The sequence below is a fragment of the Paenisporosarcina sp. P5_A11 genome, from assembly GCF_056400705.1.
Genome location: NZ_JBFUKT010000260.1, coordinates 1 through 3287, shown reverse-complemented (window position 1 = coordinate 3287; position 3287 = coordinate 1). Strand labels below are relative to the sequence as shown.

Below are 3287 nucleotides of genomic sequence, written 5' to 3'. Positions count from 1 at the left end.
ATTTTCTCCTAATTCCACATTTTTCTCGAAACAAAAACAGCCTCCCGCAAGTGCGAGAGGCTGCCTAATTTCTCGTCGTAACTTTTCGGGTTATTGTCGCAACTTTTTTGATTATCGTCGTAACTTTTCTTATTATCATCGCAACTTCTTGAGTTATCGTCGCAACTTTTCTTGTTTTCGTCGCAACTATCCAATTTTCTCCTAATTTCACATTTTTCTCGAAACAAAAACAGCCTCCCGCAAGTGCGAGAGGCTGCCTAATTTCTCGTCGTAACTTTTTGGGTTATCGTCGTAACTTCTCTTATTATCGTCGCAACTATCCAATTTYCTCCTAATTCCACATTTTTCTCGAAACAAAAACAGCCTCCCGCAAGTGCGAGAGGCTGCCTAATTTCTCGTCGTAACTTTTCTTATTATCGTCTCAACTTCTTGTGTTATCGTCGTAACTTCTCTTATTATYGTCGCAACTTCTTGAGYTATCGTCTYAACTTYTCTTRTTWTCGTCGCAACTATCCAATTTTCTCCTAATTCCACATTTTTCTCGAAACAAAAAYAGCCTCCCGCAAGTGCGAGAGGCTGCTAATTAGAACTCTTCTTAGTCAACCATGTGGTCGCTTCCGAAGAAGTTTTTGAACATTTGAACTGATGTATCACGGTTTAGTGCTGCGATTGATGTTGTCAAAGGTATACCTTTTGGACATGCAACTACACAGTTTTGTGAGTTACCACAGTTAGCTAGTCCACCATCACCCATGATGGCATTTAGAMGCTCGTCTCTATTCATGGCACCAGTTGGATGCGCATTCATAAGACGTACTTGTGATAACGGTGCTGGACCCATGAAATCTGAACCTGTGTTTACGTTTGGACAAGCTTCCAAACAAACACCACAAGTCATACATTTAGATAGTTCATATGCCCATTGACGTTTACGTTCAGGCATACGTGGTCCATCGCCTAGATCATAAGATCCATCAATTGGAACCCAAGCTTTAACTTTTTTCAATGAATCAAACATACGAGTACGGTCAACGATTAAGTCGCGAACAACTGGGAATGTTTTCATTGGTTCCAAGCGAATAGGTTGCTCCAATTTGTCAACTAGAGCTGTACATGATTGACGTGGACGGCCATTGATGACCATCGAACATGCGCCACATACTTCTTCCAAACAGTTCATATCCCAGTTTACAGGTGTTGTGTGTTTACCATCTGTATTTACTGGATTACGACGAATTTCCATTAATCCAGAAATAACGTTCATATTTGGACGATATTCTAACTCGAATTTTTCCCAATAGGGTGTAGAATCCGTTGTATCTTGACGAAGGATCTCAAAAACGACGGTTTTAGTTGCTGTTGCGTTCATGATTATTAATCCCCTTTCGATGAATAGTCACGTTTACGTGGTGGAATTAATGAAACATCTATTTCTTCATAATGAATGACTGGCGCTCCAGTAGCTGGATCAAAATTCGCCATAGTTGTTTTCATAAATTGCTCATCATCTCGTTCTGGGAAATCCGGCTTGTAGTGAGCACCACGACTTTCATTACGTAACAATGCACCTTGAGTAATAACGCGAGCTAAGTATAGCATATTTTTCAATTGACGCGCGAAAGTAGCACCTTGATTGGACCACTTTTGAGTGTCATTAATGTTGATATTATTAAATCGCTCAAGAAGTTCTTGAATTTTTTCATCAGTTTTTTGTAAACGGTCGTTATAACGAACAACTGTTACGTTATCCGTCATCCATTCGCCAAGCTCTTTATGCAAGACGTATGCGTTCTCTGTACCGTCAAGAGACATGATTTCATCCCATTTTTGTTGCTCTGAAGCTGTATGTGCATCAAAAATTGTTGATGGCATATCTTCAGCGTGAGTTTTTAACCCACTCATATATTTAACTGCGTTCGGACCTGCGACCATTCCACCATAAATAGCAGAAAGTAATGAGTTTGCTCCAAGTCGGTTTGCTCCATGTTGAGAGTAATCACACTCACCTGCAGCAAATAAACCAGGAATAGTTGTCATTTGATCGTAGTCAACCCATAGTCCACCCATTGAGTAATGGACTGCTGGGAAGATTTTCATCGGAAGTTTACGAGGATCTTCACCAGTGAATTTCTCATAAATTTCAATGATTCCGCCAAGTTTAATATCCAACTCTTTCGGGTCTTTGTGAGAAAGATCCAAGAATACCATGTTTTCGCCGTTAACACCGAGCTTTTGGTTAACACACACATCAAAGATTTCGCGTGTTGCGATATCACGAGGTACCAAGTTCCCGTAACCAGGATATTTTTCTTCTAGGAAGTACCAAGGTTTACCGTCTTTATATGTCCAAATACGTCCACCTTCACCACGAGCTGATTCTGACATTAAACGAAGCTTGTCATCTCCAGGAATCGCTGTAGGGTGAATTTGAATGAATTCACCATTTGCGTATGATGCACCTTGTTGATAAACGATGGAAGCCGCAGAACCTGTATTGATTATAGAGTTCGTTGATTTTCCGAAAATAATACCAGGACCACCTGTTGCCATGATGACAGCGTCACCACGGAAAGGACGGATTTCCATAGTTTTCAAGTCTTGAGCCATGATTCCGCGACATACGCCGTCGTCATCTAATATCGCACCTAGGAATTCCCAGTTTTCGTATTTCGTTACAAGACCGTCAACTTCGTAGCGACGTACTTGTTCATCAAGTGCATAAAGCAATTGTTGACCAGTTGTAGCGCCCGCGAAAGCTGTACGATGGAACATTGTTCCCCCGAAACGACGGAAATCTAATAACCCTTCAGGTGTACGGTTGAACATAACACCCATGCGATCGAATAAGCGAATGATACCAGGTGCTGCTTCTGCCAATGCTTTTACTGGTGGTTGGTTCGCAAGGAAATCCCCACCGTATACTGTATCATCAAAGTGATTGTCAGTTGAATCGCCTTCACCTTTTGTATTTAATGCTCCGTTAATTCCGCCCTGTGCACACACTGAGTGTGAGCGTTTAACAGGAACTAATGAGAATAATTCTACTGTTGTTCCTTCTTCTGCTGCTTTCATTGTTGCCATTAAACCAGCTAGACCACCGCCGACAACAATCAATTTACTTTTTGCCATGATTCTTCTCACTCCTCTTTTTAATAGTAATCAAGCAATTTCAGAAACTTATTACACGAATGCAAGAAGTGCACGAACGCCGATTACTGTCAATGCTAAGAAGATACCCATCGTCACGTAAGTTGAAATTCTACCCATCGTCACGTAAGTTGAAATTC

The 3287-nt window shown here is 41.1% G+C and carries 2 protein-coding genes; both read right to left on the bottom strand.

Features of this window, described 5'->3' with window-relative positions; all coding sequences use genetic code 11:
- Nucleotides 1-595 precede the first annotated feature (595 nt).
- Nucleotides 596-1369: a succinate dehydrogenase iron-sulfur subunit gene (sdhB, locus tag AC1DOS_RS18985; RefSeq protein ID WP_477538761.1), complete on the bottom strand. Its 774-nt coding sequence runs from the start codon at nucleotides 1367-1369 to the stop codon at nucleotides 596-598.
- Between the two features lie 5 nt (nucleotides 1370-1374).
- The gene (gene sdhA / locus AC1DOS_RS18980) at nucleotides 1375-3129 is read right to left on the bottom strand and encodes a succinate dehydrogenase flavoprotein subunit (protein WP_108585295.1); all 1755 of its coding nucleotides are present in this window, start codon (nucleotides 3127-3129) and stop codon (nucleotides 1375-1377) included.
- Nucleotides 3130-3287 lie beyond the last annotated feature (158 nt).